Source organism: Bacillus sp. VA15 (assembly GCF_055721145.1).
The window spans coordinates 131,196-150,815 of record NZ_JBVQPQ010000007.1 but is presented as its reverse complement, the minus strand read 5'-3'; the positions used below and the strand labels follow the sequence as shown (position 1 = coordinate 150,815).

General features: G+C 47.7%; 17 protein-coding genes and 2 pseudogenes. 3 read left to right on the top strand and 16 right to left on the bottom strand.

Going from position 1 to position 19,620, the window contains the following annotated elements:
* Positions 1-9: 9 nt before the first annotated feature.
* Positions 10-1,320 (bottom strand): RNA polymerase factor sigma-54, encoded by a 1,311-nt coding sequence (rpoN, locus tag AC0DBE_RS17330; protein WP_472963022.1) that lies wholly within the window; start codon positions 1,318-1,320, stop codon positions 10-12.
* 78 nt (positions 1,321-1,398) lie between these two features.
* Between rpoN and yvfG the strand changes: the two genes are divergently transcribed.
* Positions 1,399-1,617, top strand: coding sequence for a protein YvfG (gene yvfG / locus AC0DBE_RS17325; RefSeq protein ID WP_003235267.1), 219 nt, complete (start codon positions 1,399-1,401; stop codon positions 1,615-1,617).
* A 9-nt stretch (positions 1,618-1,626) separates the two neighbouring features.
* On the opposite strand, the gene AC0DBE_RS17320 is transcribed toward yvfG, so the two are convergent.
* The 15 genes and pseudogenes from AC0DBE_RS17320 to AC0DBE_RS17250 all read right to left on the bottom strand — a co-directional run bounded on the left by AC0DBE_RS17320 (position 1,627) and on the right by AC0DBE_RS17250 (position 17,372).
* On the bottom strand, positions 1,627-2,595 hold the full coding sequence (locus AC0DBE_RS17320) for a polysaccharide pyruvyl transferase family protein (RefSeq protein ID WP_072182609.1): 969 nt from the start codon (positions 2,593-2,595) through the stop codon (positions 1,627-1,629).
* Positions 2,574-3,740 (bottom strand): DegT/DnrJ/EryC1/StrS family aminotransferase, encoded by a 1,167-nt coding sequence (locus tag AC0DBE_RS17315; protein ID WP_268391620.1) that lies wholly within the window; start codon positions 3,738-3,740, stop codon positions 2,574-2,576. Before AC0DBE_RS17315 ends, AC0DBE_RS17320 begins: the two co-directional genes overlap by 22 nt.
* 16 nt (positions 3,741-3,756) lie before the next feature.
* Positions 3,757-4,398, bottom strand: coding sequence for an acetyltransferase (locus tag AC0DBE_RS17310; RefSeq protein ID WP_014115235.1), 642 nt, complete (start codon positions 4,396-4,398; stop codon positions 3,757-3,759).
* Positions 4,395-5,003: a sugar transferase gene (locus AC0DBE_RS17305; protein WP_003219897.1), complete on the bottom strand. Its 609-nt coding sequence runs from the start codon at positions 5,001-5,003 to the stop codon at positions 4,395-4,397. The genes AC0DBE_RS17310 and AC0DBE_RS17305 overlap by 4 nt, the downstream gene beginning before the upstream one ends.
* Entirely contained in the window at positions 5,000-6,517 is a 1,518-nt protein-coding gene (locus AC0DBE_RS17300; protein WP_472963019.1) for an MATE family efflux transporter, read from the bottom strand. The genes AC0DBE_RS17305 and AC0DBE_RS17300 overlap by 4 nt, the downstream gene beginning before the upstream one ends.
* On the bottom strand, positions 6,514-7,548 hold the full coding sequence (locus AC0DBE_RS17295) for a glycosyltransferase (RefSeq protein ID WP_472963017.1): 1,035 nt from the start codon (positions 7,546-7,548) through the stop codon (positions 6,514-6,516). The genes AC0DBE_RS17300 and AC0DBE_RS17295 overlap by 4 nt, the downstream gene beginning before the upstream one ends.
* Positions 7,545-8,621: a polysaccharide pyruvyl transferase family protein gene (locus tag AC0DBE_RS17290; protein WP_326197884.1), complete on the bottom strand. Its 1,077-nt coding sequence runs from the start codon at positions 8,619-8,621 to the stop codon at positions 7,545-7,547. The genes AC0DBE_RS17295 and AC0DBE_RS17290 overlap by 4 nt, the downstream gene beginning before the upstream one ends.
* Positions 8,622-8,625: 4 nt before the next feature.
* Positions 8,626-9,660 carry a glycosyltransferase family 2 protein gene (locus AC0DBE_RS17285; RefSeq protein ID WP_072565292.1) on the bottom strand — a complete coding sequence of 345 codons (1,035 nt, stop codon included), beginning with the start codon at positions 9,658-9,660 and terminating at the stop codon, positions 8,626-8,628.
* A 24-nt stretch (positions 9,661-9,684) separates the two neighbouring features.
* On the bottom strand, positions 9,685-10,788 hold the full coding sequence (gene epsG / locus AC0DBE_RS17280) for a biofilm exopolysaccharide biosynthesis protein EpsG (protein ID WP_061187883.1): 1,104 nt from the start codon (positions 10,786-10,788) through the stop codon (positions 9,685-9,687).
* Positions 10,785-11,940: pseudogene (locus tag AC0DBE_RS17275) on the bottom strand (glycosyltransferase family 1 protein). Before AC0DBE_RS17275 ends, epsG begins: the two are co-directional and overlap by 4 nt.
* Positions 11,933-12,769: a glycosyltransferase EpsE gene (gene epsE, locus AC0DBE_RS17270; RefSeq protein ID WP_072565294.1), complete on the bottom strand. Its 837-nt coding sequence runs from the start codon at positions 12,767-12,769 to the stop codon at positions 11,933-11,935. Before epsE ends, AC0DBE_RS17275 begins: the two are co-directional and overlap by 8 nt.
* Positions 12,766-13,911: a glycosyltransferase family 4 protein gene (locus AC0DBE_RS17265; RefSeq protein WP_014115243.1), complete on the bottom strand. Its 1,146-nt coding sequence runs from the start codon at positions 13,909-13,911 to the stop codon at positions 12,766-12,768. Before AC0DBE_RS17265 ends, epsE begins: the two co-directional genes overlap by 4 nt.
* Positions 13,912-13,922: 11 nt before the next feature.
* The gene (locus tag AC0DBE_RS17260; protein WP_332606798.1) at positions 13,923-15,743 is read right to left on the bottom strand and encodes a polysaccharide biosynthesis protein; all 1,821 of its coding nucleotides are present in this window, start codon (positions 15,741-15,743) and stop codon (positions 13,923-13,925) included.
* Between the two features lie 235 nt (positions 15,744-15,978).
* On the bottom strand, positions 15,979-16,662 hold the full coding sequence (gene epsB, locus AC0DBE_RS17255) for a protein tyrosine kinase EpsB (protein WP_014115245.1): 684 nt from the start codon (positions 16,660-16,662) through the stop codon (positions 15,979-15,981).
* Between the two features lie 5 nt (positions 16,663-16,667).
* A complete protein-coding gene (locus tag AC0DBE_RS17250) occupies positions 16,668-17,372 on the bottom strand; it encodes a YveK family protein (RefSeq protein ID WP_072182618.1) in 705 nt (234 codons plus the stop codon).
* A 245-nt stretch (positions 17,373-17,617) separates the two neighbouring features.
* Between AC0DBE_RS17250 and slrR the strand changes: the two genes are divergently transcribed.
* Positions 17,618-18,076, top strand: coding sequence for an HTH-type transcriptional regulator SlrR (gene slrR / locus AC0DBE_RS17245; RefSeq protein ID WP_072182619.1), 459 nt, complete (start codon positions 17,618-17,620; stop codon positions 18,074-18,076).
* Between the two features lie 74 nt (positions 18,077-18,150).
* A pseudogene (pnbA, locus tag AC0DBE_RS17240) lies at positions 18,151-19,619 on the top strand (para-nitrobenzyl esterase).
* Position 19,620 lies beyond the last annotated feature (1 nt).

Sequence of the window (19,620 nt, the reverse complement as noted above, 5' to 3'; positions counted from 1 at the left end):
GGGAGGATTTTATTTATACCGTTTTCTCGCTGCCGATGACGGAATGTTCATTTGATCGCGGTATTTTGCGACCGTGCGTCTGGAGATTTGGATGCCGTGCCGTTCGTACAGCAAGTCGGCAAGCTTTTGGTCTGAGAGCGGTTTTGTTTTGTCCTCTTGATTGACCAGGTCTTCTAGATGGGTTTTGACTGCATAGTTAGACGCATCTCCATCTCCTGAAGCCTCGGCTTTTGCTGAGAAAAAGAGTTTCATCTCAAACAGTCCGTACGGCGTTTGTATCGTTTTCCCTTTGATTGCCCGGCTTACAGTTGATTCATGAAGGCTCAGGCAGTCTGCTATCTCCCTAAGAGTCAGCGGCTTCATTGCACCTCGCCCTTTCAGAAAGAAATCCTTTTGCCGTGTGATCAGCTCATTGACAATTCTCGTGATCGTCTGTTTTCGCTGTCGCAGCGCGCGGCTCAGCCAGCGCCATTCCTGGTATTTCGCAGATAAATAAGAGGCGGTATCCTGACAGGAGCCGGACGATAAAAGCGTTCTGTACTGCGGATGCAGGTCTATCTCTGGAAACGAGCGGGTATTCAGCTCTGCTGCGATGTGCCCGTTTTTCACGGTGATAAAAATGTCAGGCTCGATATACACATCTTGCTCTGGCTGGGCAAACAGAAGGCCCGGTCTTGGATGAAGAGCTGCGATGTCATCAGAGATATCTTGAATCGCATGAAGCGGAATTCCTGTTTCTCCTGAAAGCGCTTTCCATCTTTTTTGCGCAAAAGCATCAAAATGAGCTGAAACAAGCATTTCCGCTTGTTCATTTCTATTCGGCAGCCGCTGTAATTGGAGAAGGATACATTCCTGCAGAGATCTTGCGCCAATTCCAGCCGGCTCTAACGACTGAAGCTTTGCCAAAACCGTTTCCGCTTCCTTAGTCGAAACAGATAGTCGCCGTGCTGCTTCCTCCATATCTTCTTCCAAGTACCCGTTTGAATCAAGCGAATGAATCAGATAATTGAAAATCTTTTTTTCAGTGTTTGTCAGATTTATATCGAGTGACTGCTGCTTTAACACATCCTGCAGTGTTTTTTGCGGATCACTTAATTGAAGGCCTGCTTCCTGTGCATTCATCCTGTTTTTGTTTGTTTTATGGTAAGATAGTGGCGGTGTGTCTGTTTCCTTTCGTTCAATAAGAGGGTTTTCCAGTGAGAGCTCATCAATGTATTCGGCGAGTTCTGCCGAATGATAGCCAAGAAGCGTGATGGCCTGCCTGAGCTCCTGTGTCAGTTGAGGCTTTAATACTTGTACTTGCTGAAGTTTCATATCCATCTTGCTCACTCCCCTTTCTTCATTGTACATGATTGAGATCACACCGTATACATTTATGAAAAAGGAGCTGCCAAAGAAATGTCTGAACTTTTTTCCGTCCCTTATTTTATTGAGAATTTCAAACAGCATATTGAAATGAATCAGTCTGAGGATAAAATCCACGCGATGAACAGCTACTACCGTTCCGTCGTCTCAACGCTTGTGCAGGACCAGCTGACGAAAAACGCAGTCGTCTTGAAACGGATTCAGCATTTAGATGAAGCGTACAACAAAGTCAAACGGGGAGAATCAAAATAAACCTTCCGCTCATATGTGAGCAGGAAGGTTTTCCTTCTTTGAGGCGTTCTGGATGAGTCGGGTGCTTGGCACTCCTTCCATCCAGGTATGATAGTAGTTGGCGTTTTTCCCGTAGGAATTATCAATGACCGTGTTTTCTTTTTGAAGAAGAGAGGACAGGATGTGGCCGTGCAGCCTCGATGTTTCCACCGATTCGTAACGGCTGAAAAACCGAATCGCTTTTTTGACGATATAATCCGAGTATTTTTCCCATATATACGCGATGGGCAGAGGATTGCCCGCTTTTTTATTCAGGACGTTCAGCGTTTGCAGAAAAGCGATCGTCCGGCGGTCTGAAGCTGACAGCACCGTGCGCCAGTCGTAGCTTTCCGCTTTTGCGTGTTCCTGAAGCTCCTTGTTTGCTTCATGATCTGTTCTGATAAATCTCAGCCTTTGGTTGAATGGCTGCTGCGTTGGAGCGACCGGAAACAGCTGATGAGCCATATCAGGTAGAAGCTTAATCTGATTGCTTGTAAAATAAGCCTGCGCCGTTGCATAGGAGGCTTTTTCCCTTGTGATGATATGGAGATTCGCATGCTTAGAAAATATCTCCGCCGTCCGTTTCAGATTGTCTTCGTTTTGGAAATAAATCGATTGCGGCAGGATCACGATTTTGTGATTCGGATAGGTTTGGACGATTTTCTCTCTAAAGCCTTGATAATACGGATACAAATCCCCGAAGTTGCCGCCTCCCTGGCAGACGATGATGAGATTCGGATCGAGCTTTCGCCCAAGTGGAAAATTGTCGGGATTCCAGCGTTTTCTGACCCGTATCCCGTGTTCTTTAAAGAAGGCTTCTGTTCCCTTCATAATAAATAAATCCCCTACATTTCCGTATAGAGGATAGTCGGCATATATGATCTCGGATTGTTTCGGAATGACGTCGAGCAGCCCGGACAGTTTCTGTTTCAGGCTGATCATCGAATGCTTGCTGTCCATTTCTTCACCTCGCCAGTTTGGAATAAGTGTGTTAGCACATCAATGACCCGGTCTTGCTCTTCTTCCGTCAGATTTGACCCTGATGGGAGACAGATCCCTCGCTTGAAAAGACCTTCGCATATGCTTCCTGTATCTTCATGAGAATAGAATAAAGACGGCTCAAACAGCGGCTGGGTATGGAGCGGCTTCCAAAGCGGACGTGCTTCAATGTTTTCTTCCGCAAGTCGTTGAACCGCGTCATATGGGCTCAGCCCGTTATCAAGTGTGAGCGTGGTCAGCCAGCGATTGGATACACCTGCTTCATGCTCCGGCATAAAACGGACACCGTTAATATGACCGAGCGCGTTTTTGTATCTTGTAAAAATGGCCCTTCTTTTCTCCACCCGCTCATCCAGCACCTCAAGCTGGGCAATGCCCACGCCGGCGAGGATATTGCTCAGCCTGTAATTATGCCCGACTTCGCTGTGCTGATAATGAACAGCCGGTTCTCGTGCCTGCGAAGCGAGAAATCGTGCTTTTTCAATGGCGGCTTCATCGTCTGAAACGAGCATCCCGCCGCCTGATGTGGTGATGATTTTGTTCCCGTTAAATGAAAAAATGCCGAAGCGCCCGAATGTCCCGCTTTGCTTCCCTTTATAAACTGTGCCGAGAGATTCGGCTGCGTCCTCAATGACAGGAACTCCATATGCATCACACAGGCTTACGATGTCATCCATTTTCGCGCTCTGCCCATATAGATTGACGGCAATAACCGCTTTTGGCAGAGTTCCGCTTCTTTTCGCATCCTCCAGCGCTCTTTCGAGGGCTTTCGGCGACATATTCCACGTATCAGGCTCAGAATCAATAAAGACGGGTACCGCTTTTTCATACAAAATCGGGTTGGCGGTTGCTACAAATGTGAAGGACTGGCAAAACACAGTGTCTCCTTCTTTTACTTCAAGCAAACGCAGCGCCAGGTGAATCGCCGCCGTTCCAGAGCTGACCGCAGCTGCTGCTTTTACACCGACGCGTTCTGCCAGCTGTTCTTCAAATGAATTCACGAGAGGCCCAAGCGGCGCGATCCAGTTTGAGCGAAAGGCTTCTGAAATATAGTGCTGCTCCCTGCCGCTCATATGAGGGGGAGATAAGTAGATTCTTTTATACATATAATCATCCTTTGTTTTATGTTTGAATGGAAGAAATAATGCGCGCCGGGGCACCGGCAGCCGTTACCCTGTCCGGTATGGAACGGATCACTGCGGAGCCGGCGCCGACAATGCTCCAAGATCCGATTGTGAGCTGCGGTATGACGGCCGCGCCGGTTCCGACGTGAGCGCCTTCCTGAACGGCGACCGCTCCTGATAGCGTGACACGCGGAGAAAGATGAACGTAATCGCTGATTTGATTATCATGCTCTGCCACTGCGCCCGTATTGATGATGCAGTGGGCGCCGATACGCGCATCCGCCTGAATGATTGCGCCCGCCATAATCACGGTCCCTTCCCCAATGACAGCCGACTTGCTGACGATGGCTGACGGGTGAATCAATGTAATGAAATCTTCTTTCTTAAGTCCCAGTCGCTCCGCCAGCTGTTTTCTGACACTGTTGTTTCCGATGGCGACCAGAAACAATACATCGGGAATGAGCCTTCGCAATTCAGCAACGGCTTCCGGCGGGCCTGTGTACCACTCTGATCCCGCTTCAAATGTTCGGAATTTATCATCAAGCACCGCGGCTAATCGCATGTCTGACCGAGCGTTTATCAGCTCTCTGATCACCTTTCCGTGTCCGCCGTCACCCACAATGGCCACGTTTCTTCTCATGAGGACACATCTCCGCTTCCCGTAAACCGTTCCGCTGTCACATGATTGGTTTGCTGAATCCCTTCTGAAACAAGTACTTTTCGCACCGTCAAACATAAAATTTTCATATCGAGAAAAAATGATCGGTTGTCAACATACCAAACATCTAATTCAAATTTCTTTTCCCAGGAAATCGCGTTTCTGCCGTTGATTTGTGCCCAGCCTGTGATACCCGGCTTCACCTCATGGCGCCGTGCCTGTTTTTCTGTATAAAGGGGCAGATAGTCCATCAAAAGCGGCCGCGGGCCGACAAGGCTGAGATCGCCTTTTAGGACATTCAGCAGCTGCGGAAGCTCATCAATGCTCAGCTTTCTGATCAGCCTGCCCGTTTTCGTCAGCCGGACTTCATCAGGCAGCAGATTTCCTTCACTGTCCCGTTCATCCGTCATCGTTCGGAATTTATAAAGGGTGAATGGCTTGCCGTGCAGGCCCGGCCTTACTTGCTTAAAGAAGACAGGTGATCCTATTTTCAGCCTGACAACGGCTATGGTGAATAAAATGATGACACTCGTACAGCACAATAAAAAAATGGCGGCCGTCAGATCAAAAAGTCGTTTCAGGATCAAAGATTCACAGCTCCTTTCGTTTTTCGAAACCGCTTTAGTACCAGCTGTCTTTCCTCTTTCGTACAAACGAGCATAAAAGCGAAAACCGCGTAGCAGCAGCTGACTGTCATTCCCGCCGTTATCAGTGATGCCCAGCCGTCAATCTTTACAACGAACTGGATTGCCTCACAGACCGCCCACGCAAACACAGCCGCTGAAAGAGGCCCGATTATCCCTTTAAAGAACACGTGCTTTTTGTAGCCGGTAATGCGGGATACGTAAAGCGGCGTAAAGATGGCATTTTTCAAAATAAGGGATACCGCCCCGGCCAATGTAATGCCGTACAGTCCGAGATGGGCCGGCCCGCTCAGCGTGACAGCCAGCACCACATTCACTGCGCCTAACAGCAGGGTAACGATCGCCGGTGTTTTTTGTTTATTAAAGGCGGTCCATATATAAAACAGCGGCATAAAGGCGAGGCTGACCACTAAGTATCCGGCATGAATATATAAAAGCGGTGCTATAGACGAAAAGGATTGTCCAAGCCAGATCGTCAGAAAAGGCCCCGCCAATCCGCCCAATAAGGCAGCAGGAAGCGCAAGCAAAAGACCGTTCAGCCTCACTGCCTTGTTGGCGTAATTCACTAATCCGTCCATATCGCCTTTTGAATAATATGAAGTAATAAGAGGCGCAAACAGGGATGCGACCGTGCCAGCCAAGCTGCGCAGCAGCAGCGGAAACTGGATAATCGCCGCGTATTTCCCGGATGCAGACGCCCCCAGCACCAAATTGGCAGTTAATAGATCAATCTGCAAAAAAAGCAGGACGCCGATTTGATTGACGGAGCTCCATGCGCCCGCCTGAAACAGCTCCCTGCTTATGCGGAATGAAAGATCCTTCATCCGAAACGAAAACCACGGAATCAGTTTTTTGAAGAAATAGAAAGACAGCATAGACGCGATGACAGCACCAGCTAAAGCGGCAAGCTGGATCTGCCAGATTTTCGGCGCAAAACATGCAAACAAGAGCAGCACAGACAGCACGCGTATCAGCATTTGCACCGCCTGAATTGAACTGGTGATGTAAAGGCGGTTTGCATAAAATGGTGCAGCGCCGAAACCCGCCATCAGAAACGTTAAAATGAACAGCAGACTGCCGATCAAAATTGACAGACGCACATCAGCCAAAAGCGCTGGCGGCACGTTCATGACGCGGTCAATAAAGAAAGCCGAACCCGCAAGAGGCAGCAAAAGTAGCATTGAAATCAGAACAGACGCCGCTAAATAATTACTGATATACGCATTTGCTTTATCGCGCTCTCCCCTGTGGGCGGCGACAGAAAAGAACCGCACAACAACCGAACTGAGCGCCACGGTGATAATCGAAAAGTAATTAATCACATTTTGTGTCAAATGAACAAAGCCGAACGCTTCCACACCGAGCGTTTTGACAATAAAAGGCGTCATCCAGACCGACAGGAAAACGGACAAGAGAAAAGCCGTGAGATTTGCGCTGAAGTTTATCGTGAATTTCATGCCTGCTTTGCACTGCCTTTCATCGTTCCCCGCTGCTCAAAAAACAGCTTGATGAGAAATATGAGCCGTAATTTGCACAGTCCTAATACCAAACGCTCGCCTCTTAATAATTTCTCATGCTGGACCGGTGTATTTCTGACAGCCTGCCGCACCATGTCATAGGATAAAATGTGTCTAATCTGTTTTTTGATGTCTTTCGGCGGATTCGGAGAAGCACAGGCGTTTGCGAGAAGCATCGGAAGCTGGTGCTTGCAAATGTACACATTCAAATCTTCTTTGCATGCACCTGCTAAACCGTAATGATTATAGAATGCGATTTTCGCCTGATATTGCTTTTGGATATGTTCATCCATCGCCGGCTTATAAGGAATTTCTGTCAGGCTGTTCGGATTTTCACGATAGATGTACAAGCCTTCATTCAGCATTTTCACCCGCTCGGCTTCACAAAAAGCGGACAAATTGAAGGGAGAGTCTTCAGCAAAACGGATGTCTTCATCAAACATCAGATTGGCTCTCTCCAAAAGCTCACGGCGATAAACATAACGCCATACATACCAGATAAATCTCGTTTCGTGAGCATGTTTGAGCCGTTCAGCCATTTCCGGTTTTGTCAGCACGCGGTTTATGTCAAGCTGCGGCGGCACATACACGCGCCTGTCCGCTGACTGCTTATAAAAACCGCACCCAGCGATGTCGAGCCGATTTTGTTCTGCTTCTTCAATCAGCCTCTGGAACATGGCGGAAGATACATAATCGTCTCCGTCAACAAAGCCGATATAAGTACCCCGCGCGGCCTTTATTCCCGCATTTCGTGCTGAGCTCAGCCCGCCGTTTGCCTGATGAATGACCCGGATTCTCGCATCCCGTTTTGCATAGTCCTCTGCAATCTCGCCTGAACGATCCGGTGTTCCGTCATTCACGAGAATAATTTCAATATCAGAAAGCGTTTGACGAAGCAGAGAGTCAATGCACTCTTCTATAAATGGTTCAACGTTATACATCGGGACAATAATGCTGACGAGCGGGGTCATTGCGCTTCACCGCTGATTTTGTCCCGCAGTCCTTTAAAATACATATCTCTCGGAAAGCCGGCACGGGGTGTTTCTTTTGTTAACAGTTCTTTTACTGCGGCTGTTACACGCTCCGGGTCCGGATGTTCAATCAGCTTCATGGATGGGATGTCTCTGAGCCAGTGATAGCCTTCCATCACCTTGTGGTCAAAGGAGCGGATGACGACACACGGCGTTCCTGTCAGCGCGCAAAAAATCATGCCATGAAGCCTGTCAGTGACAACGGCTTCTGCGCTTTGCAGCTTAGACCACAGCGCTTCAAGCTCCCGCTCCCGTGAATCGCGGCTGATCCGGCGCCCGATCGTTGTCGTAAAGGCTTTGATGTCGCCGAATTCTTCAAATAGCGCAGCCTTTACCCGGTTTCTCTCATCCTCCTGAAGCACGCTTTCCTGATCCTCACGCAAACACATATAAACCCCTTCGCGCTCTGCGGGGGTCTTGCTTCTATCTAAATACAGCACCATGTCCGGCTGCTTCAAAATCGTTTTTTCTTGAAAATGCCGTTTCATAAACTGATACGTTGTTTCATCTCGGGCCATCAGCAATAGGCCAGGGTGCGCGTTATAAATTTTCTGCGCCCGTTTCAGCTCTTTGCGCCCTTTTTTCGTGTCAGAAAAATGAGCCGTTGCCGGCAGCTGGACAACTCGATAGTCGTGAAATGTTTTAATGATGAAGCGGCGCGTCCACTCCTCATAACGGTATAAATCACCCATGTTTCCTCCGCCGATGATAAAGACCATATCCTCCGGATGGCGCGAGCGGAGCAGCGATTTTGCTGATTTGTAAATGTCCTTCATATCGACCTCGACGATGTCAAAATCGGGGTATTCCTGGTCAAGAAATGCCTTGCTGGCATAAGCAATCGCGTGATCTCCCAAATTGTCATGGGACGGCAGCAGGGTCAGTATGATTTTTTTCTGATGTGCTTCGGTCTTTACCGGCTGATCGGCCGTACCCAGCCAATATTGAGACGGGTATTTGACCTTAAGCAGCAGCCATTCTGCAAGATTGATTTTCAATGATTGTAACGACATGTCCTCACCCTCTGTTTCTCATTTTGTACTCGATCGCCCGCTGATACACGGCCGAGGCCATAGCGACGAACGGAATCATTCTGTATTTCGCCATCAGAAGCAGGCATGATCGTTTTGCGTCAAAGGGCGCAGTACCCGTTTTTGAGAGGCTTTCTCGAAACACTGGATCCGCGCAAATTACGCCGACATTTCTAAGCTTTTCGAGCAGCCGGCGGCTCCCGCTTGTTTTCCATTCGTTCAGCATACAGATGCTGCTGTGAAGCACCATAAAAGTATCAAGCTCCTTTTGGTACGCCTCCAATTTGTTGTTCTCCTGTAAAAACGCTGCATTTGCCTCATACAGCGCAAGCCCTGATTCAAACAGTTTTTTCTGATAGCTTTGCACAATGGAGGAAAGGTGAATCCGGTAATGATAGAGCGGCGCTTTCACATAGGATACAGAGCGGGCGAAAAAATGAGCGCGAAAGCTGAAAAACTGATCCTCCACATGCTCTAGCTCGCCGCGGAGCGGAAACGACAGCCGATGCGCTTCAACCATGTTTCTTCTGTACAGTTTGTTCCATGAAAACCCTCTGACCTTTCCTTCAAATAACGCCTTGATATACTGCTCCTTCGGCTGATTCTGATAGGTTTCTGTAATATCAGAGATCATGGTTTTTCCAGTGTCCTCAAACTCCGCGGCGTAATTGCAAATGACCAGATCCGTTTTATCGTCTGCTGCCTGGAGCATTCGCTCGCAATAATCAGGTTCGATCCAATCGTCTGAATCTATAAACGCGATAAACTCGCCGCGTGCCGCGTCGATGCCTTTATTCCGAACCGCGCCGAGACCCTGGTTCTCCTGATGAAACACCCTGAATCTGTGATCGTTTTTGGCGTATTCCTCCGCGATTTCCGGGCTGTCATCTGCTGAACCGTCATTGACAATGATGATTTCAATATTATTCAGCGTCTGGTTCCGCAGTGATTCGAGACACGTTCTGATATATGTTTCTGTGTTATAAACAGCGACTAACAGACTAACCGCAGGTGTTTCCATAATGACCGGCTCCTCTTGCATAAATTACCGGGAAAAAATCGTTCTGTAAGGCAGAACGGACGAATCAACCGGCATAAGCAAATAACTGTAAAGAAAATAACAAACAATGATAGCGATATAGATAAGGGCATTCGATTTTTCATCAAATATCCTGACGAAATAAGGGACTAAGATCATTTGATACAGGCCGAAATAAATATTGAATCTGGCAAAGATCACATCCTTTGTGGCCAAAAGCCCGAACAAAAAACCGAGCAGGCACAAATTGACGACGATGTCGATTTGCGGCCACAGCTTTCGCAGACGCGCTCTGTAGCAAAAGGCGAGAAACAGCGGCAGAACCAAGACAGCGATTTTGATCACATTCATTCCATTTGTGTTTGTCATGAGCCATTTTTCATAATGGCTGTATGAGCTGTTTTCAAGCACAACGACAAACACAGAAACAAATTTTTGATATAAAAACGTCATGCCAAGAAATAGAGCGGATAAACCGAATATCGCCGGTGACCAGGCTTTTCTTCTGACAATAAAGTACACCGGAATCATAATCAGTGCCGAAGAATGAAAGAGCGAGCTGATCAGCACGATTAGAAAATATCGCTTCCAGTTCCCGCTGATGATATAACGGATCGCCCAAAACAATGCGGCTGCCACCATGTATTGCCTGATGCCGTTAAAAGACGCGTAATAATGAAAGGTTCCTAAAAATAAAAAGACACTCAGCTCAAACGGCCTTCCGTAATCAGCGAGTGTCTTAATAACCAAACTGTAGGTCACGGCCGCAACCGTTATATACATGATTTGCGGATCTTCCGTGATGAAATTCATCAGCCAAAGGAGTGCGGTAAAGCCCGGATCTGTCGCCGTTTTTGCTGTGCCGAAACCGAATATCTGCCACACATTTTGATAATCACCCGCCAATTCGTACAGCAGTGTGTACGTCTGAAAATCCGTGCCGACTCTGTAACGGAGACCCGACACGAGCACAAGTGAAGCAAGCGGAATCCAAATCAAAAGTTTATTCGGCCGATACCCCGTGGCGAGCGAATCGTCACGGCCGCCGCACATTTTGGCAAACCAAGACCAAATATATACAATTCCCATATTGACGGCATATACAATCATCGTTTATTGTCCTTTTCCGCTAGTAATGTTGTATACATTCAGCAGCGCTCCTACGTTTTGCTGTGCATCGTAGCCAAGTTTTGCGAGTGTACCTTGGATGAGCTCCTGCTTCGGCCTGCCTGCGGCGGCCGCTCTTGCAATGGTTTCAGCCCAGATGCCGATCGGCTCAGAAAGACTCAATCTCGTCACAAGCCCAAGCCCAGCGTCAACTTTATCTGTAATGTTGTCTGAAATAATGCATGGAAGCCCCGATGCCTGCGCTTCCACTAATACCACCGGCAAGCCTTCGTATAGAGACGGCATGACAAACACATCAAATGTGCGCATCAGCTCATGAATGCGTTCTTCAGTGCCTAAAAAGAGGACTTCTGAAAGCAGATTCTGCTGCCGCGCCTCCTCTTCCATTTTCTCGCGCAGCGGCCCGTCTCCTGCGAGAACGAGCTGAAAGCGAACCCCTCGTTCTTTGAGATGTGCGGCAAGCTTCAGCAAAAACGCGTGGTTTTTCACTTCATGAAACCGGGCCACATGGCCAATGATGAGACGGTCAGTAGCAATGCCGCGTGCTGTTTTTTCTTCATCAGCTCTCTGCCCATTTGGTGCGAACAAATCAAGATCAATCCCGTTCGGAAGGAGATGAACACGCTCCCGCTCCATGTTGGACTGGCCGAATAAAAACCTGCCCGCATCCTCTCCGCAGGCACACAGTGCTGTCGCATTCGCCAAAATAAGCCGCCTAAACACCATCAGCTGCAGGCGATCCTTCCAATTGAAGCCGGTCTTCCACGACGTATTGTGGGAATGGCATACCCTGACCGGCACTCCGGCAAGCCTTGCCGCAAGGGCGATAAAACCCGTTTGAAAATCCGTGTGCGCATGAACGGCGCTGAACGGCCCGTTTTCTTTTATCGTGTTTCTTACATTCCTCACAAATGTAAGGGGATTGCTTTGCCCGATGCTCGGGACATAAAAAAGCCGCCCGCCTAAAGATAAAATCTCTTCATCATAAGCGCACGGATCATTTCGATACGTTAAAAAATCAAATTGTACTTTGCTTCTGTCCATTTTCCGATATAAATTCATCACCATGGTTTCCGCGCCGCCCCTGTTCATGCCGCTGAGAACTTGAAGCACGCGTTTTTGGCTGCTACTCATGCTTGACAAGCCCTTCCTTTTGGTTCATCACTCTTTTTTTGTGGTAGCGATTCATCACTGCTGGAGGCATAAATGCGCGAATTAACGGTTTTGCAATATATATGTAATCAGATAGAGGAAGCTTCAAACGTCTGCATGCCTGATAGACAAGGATGGCATTGTCTATGGAATACGTAAATGACCTCCGTTTGAATGCATCGCTGTCTTCCCTTACTTTATACAACGCTTCTTGGAGATTGTAGCCTCTGAAGCCCTCTTCAAAAAAGCGAAGCCACAAATCAATATCCTCCATCCGTCTCGTCCGCCGCACCGAACGGTAGCCTTTCAGCGTTCGGTAGGCGCTGGCTCTCATCATAATTGTTCCGTGGCAAAACGGGGTTCCTTTTGCCATGATGCCCGGCTCCGGAACAGAAGGCAGGATGCGTGTGCCCCTTACGCCACATTCATCAAATACAAGCATGCCGGTGCCAACCACCTGATAGTGGTGGTGCTTTTCTAAAAACGCGACCTGCTTTTCCAGACGGCGCGGGAATGAAAGGTCGTCTCCATCCTGACGTGCGATATACTCGCCTGTCGCATGCGAAAGACAATGATTTAATGAAGCGGCAAGCCGCTTGTTTGTTTTGTTTTGAATCAGCTTGATGCGGTCGCTGTAATGAGCGGCATACTGCTTCGCGATGCGGAGCGTGCCGTCTGTTGACGCATCATCGCACATAATCAGCTCCCAATTTTTATAGGATTGGCTGAGTATGGATTCAATGCTTTCCGCCAAAGTGCGTTCACAATTATAAATGCCCATAATGACAGAAACTTTTGGTCCTGAGTTCATACGCTTTTCTCCTTTGTATCCATATCCATGTACGCGGAATAAATATCTGCCATTTCTTCCACCGTTCGCGACTCCGAAAAGCGCAAGGCTGTTTTTCGGCCTTCCTGTCCCAGCTTTCTGCAGAGTTCCGGCTTATGGTAAAGCTGTTCAATTCGGCGGGCAAAAGCGGCACTGTCACCGATGTTGATCAGAAAACCGTTTTCTCCATCCCGGATGATTTCCCGATGCCCGCGGTTATCCGTGGCAATCGCCGGTTTTTCCGCTGCCATCCCCTCAAGCACATTCATGCCGAGGCCCTCCCTGATGCTTGATGCGACAGATACATCTGCAAGCTGAATCAGCTCATGAATGTCGCGGCAAAAGCCGTAAAAGCGGACATTGCCGGAAGCACCAAGCTTTTCAGCCAACGTTCGATACGCTTGTTCCATCGCTCCTTCTCCGGCAAAAACAAGGCGGAGCGACGGAATGTGTTCTTTCAGCAAGGCTGCGGCTTCAATTAACAACTTCTGGTTTTTGTTCAGATTGAGCTCAGCGGGATAAACCAATATAAAATCATCTTCACGGAAACCGTGTTTTTCTCTAAGTCGTTGCTGCTCTTCCAGGCTGACAGGCCGGAACCGCTCGGTATTGACGCCGATGCCATGAATTTTCTGCGTCTTTCCGCTCCGCCTTTGAAGTCTCTTCGCCCGTGTGTAATCCTCTTCATTGATCGTAATCAGGCAGTCTGTATATGCCGAAAGCCATTTCTCAATCGGATAGTAAAGCAGCCAATTTTTCATCGGCGCTCCGCTGCAAAAGTGAAATCCGTGCGCTGTGTACAGCACCTTTGTTCCATGCCGCCTGGCCTGCCTCGCCGCTAGTCTGGCAAGCACGCCGCCGACCGGCGTATGGCAATGGACAATATCGTATTGATTGGTGTTGATCACTTCCTTCAGCTGTCTGTAAACGGCCAGATTCTGAGGATGAAAGGGTGACCTGCGAATTGGGATGGAGAACTTCTCATCCACATACGGCAGCTTGGTTTGTCCGCTCGCAGCGACATGAACCTCCCAGCCCATTCGTTTAAACCATTTAAAGTAAGGGAGGTGAAAGGCTTTAAAATGATAATCGACAGTCGCGCAAAACAATATCTTTTTCGTCATCTTCACTCCCCCTAATGAGCACTGGCAGCCGTCATTTCGTCTGATGTATTGATTGCCGCAAACAGCCTCGCTCTCAAGTCGGCTTCCGGCAGATCATTAAAATCCTCAATAAAGCGCATCAGCACCGGCCAATCGCCGTCAACTGCTTTGCCGATATGAATTTTCGGAAAGATTTGTTCAGCGTGTACTTCATTTTTATTCAGCAATTCCTCATACATTTTTTCGCCGGGACGAATGCCTGTGAATTCGATTGGAATCTGCTCAGTCGTGTAGCCGGACAAATGAATGAGGTTTTTGGCAAGATCCACAATCTTTACAGGCTCCCCCATATCGAGAACGAAAATCTGACGCCCTTTCGCCAGTGCCCCGGCCTGGATGACAAGTCTTGAGGCCTCGGGTATCGTCATGAAATAGCGGGTCATGGCCGGATGTGTTACCGTCACCGGGCCGCCTTTTTCAATCTGTTTTTTGAAAATCGGAATGACGCTGCCGCGGCTCCCAAGTACATTGCCGAAGCGGACAGCGACAAACTTGGTTCTGCTGATTTTTCCAAGATTCATAATAATCATCTCGGCGAATCGTTTTGTCGCCCCCATTACATTAGCCGGGTTCACCGCTTTGTCTGATGAAATCAGCACAAACGTCTCTGTCCCCGACATATCGGCTGCTTCCGCGACATTTTTTGTTCCGATGATATTGTTTTTGACAGCCTCTTCAGGATTATGTTCCATTAAAGGCACATGCTTATGGGCAGCTGCATGGTAGACAACGTGCGGCTCGTACTTTTTCATCAAGGTAAACATTTTATCGCGGTCCTGCACATCCGCAATTTCCGTATGGAACACAATGTGTTTGCCGAATCGTCCGTTCAGCTCTGTATAAATCGAATGAATGCTGTTTTCCCCATGGCCGAGCAGAATGATTTCATTAGGCTGAAACGGGCTGATCTGCCGGCAGATTTCTGAGCCGATTGATCCGCCCGCTCCCGTGACAAGAACTGTTTTTCCTTTGATGCGGTTCGAAATTTCGCTTGTGTCGAGGGTTACCGGCTTTCTGCCGAGCAAATCCTCAGCTTTTACATCTCTGATTTGTCCGGCAGTTCGTGTGCCGAGCAGCATTTCATCAAAATGAGGCATAATTTTAATGTTTACTCCAGTTCGCACACATTCTTTATATAACACCTGAAGCTCATGGGTGCGGAGTGAAGGAATGGCAATAATAATATAGTTAATTTTGAGCTTTTGCACCGCAGGCATGATACTTTCTTTTCCGCCGATTACGGGCAGCCCCATAATTTCTAATTTATGCTTCGTTTGGTCGTCATCAATAAAAGCGACAGGTATGATGTCAGGATCATCTTTTGAAAGCAGCTGCCTGACCATCAGAGTCCCTCCTGAGCCCGCCCCGATAATCAGCGCGCGGGATGAGGCACGGCGGTTTTTTCTGATGCTTTCTTTTAACACTCTGGATAAAACACGGGTTCCTCCAATAGACAAAAGCTGAAGCACCCAGCATGCGGTTAACAGACGGAAGAACATCGTATGATACACAGCATACTGAATGACGCCTGTCACAGCGGCTGAAAGCGTAATGCCCTTAAGCAGGACGATCAGCTCGCCGAGACCGGTGTATGTCCACACCTGTTTATACTGACGGAACAGGAAAGCACATACATGATAGCTGAGGAGCAAGCTGACAGCGGTAAGCAATAATGCTCCGGAGTCATAAAATTGATAGGAATCTTTTAAAAATTGATATCCTGCAATAACTGAATTTAAAACGAGATAAGTATCCAGCGCAATAATCATTGACAGTCTTCTCCGGTAACTCAACCTTTTCCCCCCTAATTCTTTTATCGGTTTAGCTGCGGCGGTTTTCGTCCACCAAAACATCGGCAGCAGCTAAACCGACAATACATCCTATGTATATATCAGATAAGTGGGCATTTAACCCGTCCTCACGCCCCGCCAGCGACGACCAGCATCTAAGGCAACAACTTCAGCTGCCCACAGCAGAGCCGAGTGCCTCCATTGATACAGGTCAGGAGACATCACCTTTACCATCTATTTAGTAGGAATAGTGTTCCGATTTTTTCATTTTCTTTTTGTTTAAAAGAGCGCCTAACAGCTTCGCATTGGATTGTTCTAGTGCATCCTTTGCTTTCAGGACGGTATCGGTTTTTGTTTTTCCGCTTAAAACAACGAGCACGCTGCCATCTGTCTGATTTGCTAGAATCTGAGCATCCGCAACAGCCAAAAGCGGAGGGGAATCAAAGATGACGAGGCTAAATTGTTCATAGATGTCAGATATTAAATCTCCCATCGCTTTTGAAGACAGCAGTTCAGCCGGATTCGGCGGGGTCGGTCCGCTTGTCAGCACATACAAGTTATCGATCGGCGTCTTTTGCACCGTCTCACTGAGTGAAGCATTCCCGACCAGCACATTTGTCAGCCCGGTTACATTCTCAACCTGAAATGTCTGATTGATGGTGGGCTTTCTTAAATCGGCATCCACCAGCAGCACTTTCTTTTCCTGCTGCTGCGCAAAGACAGCCGCAAGATTCGCTGCACTGAACGATTTACCTTCACCAGGCACAGAGGAGGTGACGAGGATAGACCGCAAGTTGGTCTGAACGGATGAAAACTCAATGTTTGTCCGAATGGTGCGATATTGTTCCGCAACAATTGATTTATTGTGTAAAACGGATATTTGAGCCAAACCTCGTCTTGCTTTCTTTTTTCTAAAGACCACTCGCTTCACTCCCCGAAATGTTTTATCCCGCGATTCCGCCCTTTTTGAACATCAGGGACGGAGCCTAAGCATGGCAATCCGGTTCTCTCGCTGAGCTGCCGTGCGCTTTTGCACGTATCATCGAGAAAATGCAGAAAAAATGCCAGTGTAATGCCGCCCATGACAGCAGCGCCAAAAGCCATAACCATATTTCGCAGCCGGGCCGGCTTGATCATTGGGCTCTCAGAAGCCTTCGCCTCTGATAAAATATGCACGCCTTGTACGTTCATTCTTTCATCTACTTCTTTTTCAAACTTGTTCACTAATGTGTTCGCAATCTCAGCCGCTTTCGCCGGATCGTGGTCCTGAACGGCAACGGTGATAATTTCCGATTCATTTTCACTGCTGGTAATCACTTTTCCTTTCAGCGAGGAAGCCGATTCAGAAAGATGCAATTCCGCCTTGACCTCTTCCATCAAAGCAGTGCTTTTCATAATCGATTGGAACGTGCTGCTGTACTGAAGATTTCGCTGGATGTCACTGAGATTCGAGTTTTCTTCACCGTCTGATTCATGAACCAGCACTTGCGTCGATGCTTGATAGGTCGGTGAAATGACCTTAAATTGCACAAAGCCCGTAATAACGGTGACGCCGATTGTGAGGAGCAGAATCAGCACGAATCTGTGTCTGACAATCGCATATAATTCTTTAAAACTCATATTCTCATTCATGTATTCATAGCCTTCAGCCTTCCCGCGGCTGGCTTCCCGCGCCCCTTTCTGTTAATGATTGGATTATAAAAGAAAACTTTATTATTTAAAAATTGCAAAATAAGCCAATAAGTTCTCTTTAGAGAACAAAATCATGATTTTCCTCTTATTTACTGCACTTCCCTTATTATTTTAAATTTTATAAAGAACGAATAATTCCTTATAATGAACAAAATAACGACAGGAATAGAGGAGAATTTCATATCATGATTGGAAGAATTATCCGTTTGTACCGTAAAAGAAAAGGCTATTCTATTAATCAGCTGGCTGTGGAGTCAGGTGTATCTAAATCCTATTTAAGCAAGATTGAAAGAGGCGTTCATACAAATCCGTCCGTTCAATTTTTAAAGAAAATTTCCGCCACACTGGAGGTTGAATTAACAGAATTATTCGACGCAGAAACAATGATGTATGAAAGAATCAGCGGCAGTGAAGAAGAATGGCGCGTGCATCTTGTGCAAGCCGTCCAAGCCGGAATGGAAAAGGAAGAACTGTTCACTTTTACGAACATACTAAAGAAAGAACAGCCTGAAACCGCTTCCTATCGCAATCGTAAACTGACAGAATCCAATATAGAAGAATGGAAAGCGCTGATGGCGGAAGCAAGAGAAATCGGCTTAACCGTTCAGGAAGTCAAATCCTTCTTCAAAACAATGGGAAGATGAATATCGGCTAAGGGCTCACGTTCGCATCCGCAGGGCAAATCTGTTTATAATGGGGGAAAAAGGGAGAGAATGCGATGACTCATAAAACAGTAACAACTCAATACGGCAAAGTAAAAGGCACAACAGAAAATGGCGTACATAAATGGAAAGGCATCCCCTATGCCAAACCGCCTGTCGGACCATTGCGTTTTAAAGCACCGGAACCTCCGGAAGCGTGGGAGAACGAACTGGACGCAACAGCGTACGGCCCTATTTGCCCGCAGCCGTCTGATTTGCTGTCACTTTCATACGCTGAGCTTCCCCGACAGTCTGAGGATTGCCTGTATGTCAATGTATTTGCGCCTGACACTCCAAGTCAAAACCTGCCTGTCATGGTGTGGATTCACGGCGGCGCTTTTTATCTTGGAGCAGGCAGTGAGCCATTATACGATGGGTCAAGACTTGCGGCGCAGGGAGAAGTCATGTCGTTACACTGAATTATCGTCTAGGGCCGTTTGGATTTTTACATTTGTCTTCGTTTGATGAGGCGTATTCCGATAACCTTGGGCTTTTGGACCAAGCCGCCGCACTGAAATGGGTGCGAGACAATATCTCAGCATTTGGCGGTGATCCGGATAACGTAACGGTATTTGGAGAATCCGCAGGCGGTATGAGCATTGCCGCGCTGCTCGCTATGCCTGCGGCAAAAGGCCTGTTCCAGAAAGCGATCATGGAAAGCGGCGCTTCTAGAACAATGACAAAAGAAAAAGCGGCTAGCACCGCAGCAGCCTTTTTAAAGGTCCTGGGGATTAACGAGAGCCAATTGGACAGATTGCACACTGTATCTGCGGAAGATTTGCTTCAAGCGGCCGATCAGCTTCGGAAAGCAGAAAATGAAAATATCTTTCAGCTGTTCTTCCAGCCCGCCCTTGATCCGAAAACGCTGCCTGCTGAACCAGAAAAAGCAATCGCAGAAGGTGCTGCTGCCGGCATTCCGCTGTTAATCGGAACAAACCGCGATGAAGGATATTTATTTTTCACCCCGGACTCAGACGTTCATTCTCAGGAAACGCTTGATGCCGCGCTTGAGTATTTATTAGGGCAGCCGCTAGCCGAGAAAGTTTCCGATCTATATCCGCGTTCGCTGGAAAGCCAAATTCATATGATGACTGATTTGTTATTTTGGCGCCCGGCCGTCGCCTATGCCTCCGCCCAGTCTCATTACGCGCCTGTATGGATGTACCGATTCGATTGGCACTCTGGTAAACCGCCGTACAATAAAGCGTTTCACGCATTAGAGCTTCCCTTTGTTTTCGGAAATCTCGACGGGTTAGAGCGGATGGCAAAAGCAGATGTTACGGATGAGGTGAAACAGCTTTCTCACACCATACAATCAGCATGGTTCACGTTCGCCAAAACAGGAAACCCAAGCACTGAAGATGTAAAATGGCCGGCGTATCATGAAGAAACAAGACAGACCCTGATATTAGATTCAAAGATTACGATCGAAAACGATCCTGAATCTGAAAAAAGGCAGAAACTATTCCCTTCACAAGGAGAATAAA

Coding starts and splice junctions, on each gene's coding strand:
- rpoN (WP_472963022.1), bottom strand. CDS start 1,320: ATGGATATGAAACTTCAGCAAGTACAAGTATTAAAGCCTCAACTGACA.
- yvfG (WP_003235267.1), top strand. CDS start 1,399: ATGTCTGAACTTTTTTCCGTCCCTTATTTTATTGAGAATTTCAAACAG.
- AC0DBE_RS17320 (WP_072182609.1), bottom strand. CDS start 2,595: ATGGACAGCAAGCATTCGATGATCAGCCTGAAACAGAAACTGTCCGGG.
- AC0DBE_RS17315 (WP_268391620.1), bottom strand. CDS start 3,740: ATGTATAAAAGAATCTACTTATCTCCCCCTCATATGAGCGGCAGGGAG.
- AC0DBE_RS17310 (WP_014115235.1), bottom strand. CDS start 4,398: ATGAGAAGAAACGTGGCCATTGTGGGTGACGGCGGACACGGAAAGGTG.
- AC0DBE_RS17300 (WP_472963019.1), bottom strand. CDS start 6,517: ATGAAATTCACGATAAACTTCAGCGCAAATCTCACGGCTTTTCTCTTG.
- AC0DBE_RS17295 (WP_472963017.1), bottom strand. CDS start 7,548: ATGACCCCGCTCGTCAGCATTATTGTCCCGATGTATAACGTTGAACCA.
- AC0DBE_RS17290 (WP_326197884.1), bottom strand. CDS start 8,621: ATGTCGTTACAATCATTGAAAATCAATCTTGCAGAATGGCTGCTGCTT.
- AC0DBE_RS17285 (WP_072565292.1), bottom strand. CDS start 9,660: ATGGAAACACCTGCGGTTAGTCTGTTAGTCGCTGTTTATAACACAGAA.
- epsG (WP_061187883.1), bottom strand. CDS start 10,788: ATGATTGTATATGCCGTCAATATGGGAATTGTATATATTTGGTCTTGG.
- epsE (WP_072565294.1), bottom strand. CDS start 12,769: ATGAACTCAGGACCAAAAGTTTCTGTCATTATGGGCATTTATAATTGT.
- AC0DBE_RS17265 (WP_014115243.1), bottom strand. CDS start 13,911: ATGACGAAAAAGATATTGTTTTGCGCGACTGTCGATTATCATTTTAAA.
- AC0DBE_RS17250 (WP_072182618.1), bottom strand. CDS start 17,372: ATGAATGAGAATATGAGTTTTAAAGAATTATATGCGATTGTCAGACAC.
- slrR (WP_072182619.1), top strand. CDS start 17,618: ATGATTGGAAGAATTATCCGTTTGTACCGTAAAAGAAAAGGCTATTCT.